The 701-nt window shown below is 70.2% G+C and carries 1 protein-coding gene; it reads right to left on the bottom strand.

The window, feature by feature from the left end; translation table 11 throughout:
• Window positions 1-5 precede the first annotated feature (5 nt).
• A partial coding sequence (locus A2U95_RS25250) for an ABC transporter permease (RefSeq protein WP_166027118.1) occupies window positions 6-701 on the bottom strand: 696 nt, incomplete at its 5' end.

Genomic DNA, 701 nt, shown 5'->3' with positions numbered 1-701 from the left:
CGGTGTCACCTCGGGTCCCGGCCGAACTTCGCGGTGGCCCAGAAGTAGCCGAGGACGGCGAGCCCCACGCACCAGGCGACGGCGAGCCAGCCGTTGTGGCCGATGTCCGTGCCGAGGAGCAGGCCGCGCAGGGTCTCGATGGCCGGGGTGAAGGGCTGGTACTCGGCGACCGGGCGGAACCAGCCCGGCATCGAGTCGACCGGCACGAAGGTGCTGGAGATCAGCGGCAGGAAGACCAGCGGCATCGCGGTGTTGCTCGCCGCCTCCGCGTTGGGGCTGATGAGCCCCATGCCGACCGCGATCCAGGTGAGCGCGGTGGCGAAGAGGACGAGCAGGCCGAGTGCGGCGAGCCACTCCAGGACGGTGGCGTCGGTGGAGCGGAACCCGATGGCGACGCCGACGGCGCCGACCAGGACCACACTGGCCACGGACTGCAGGACGCTGCCGACGACGTGACCGACGAGCACCGAGCCGCGGTGGATGGCCATGGTGCGGAACCGGGCGATGATCCCCTCGGACATGTCCATGGACACGGAGACCGCGGTGCCGACGGTGGTGGAGCCGATGGTCATCATCACGATGCCGGGAACCAGGTACGCGATGTACTCGGACCGGTCCGCGCCCCCGCCGCCGATGCCGGCGCTCATCACGTCGCCGAAGAGGTAGACGAAGAGCAGGAGCAGCATGACCGGGGTGAGGAG

Source organism: Streptomyces chilikensis (assembly GCF_001642695.1).
GTDB classification, from domain to species: domain Bacteria; phylum Actinomycetota; class Actinomycetes; order Streptomycetales; family Streptomycetaceae; genus Streptomyces; species Streptomyces chilikensis.
Note: the sequence above shows the minus strand (reverse complement) of the source record. Positions and strands in the feature narration are given on the sequence as shown.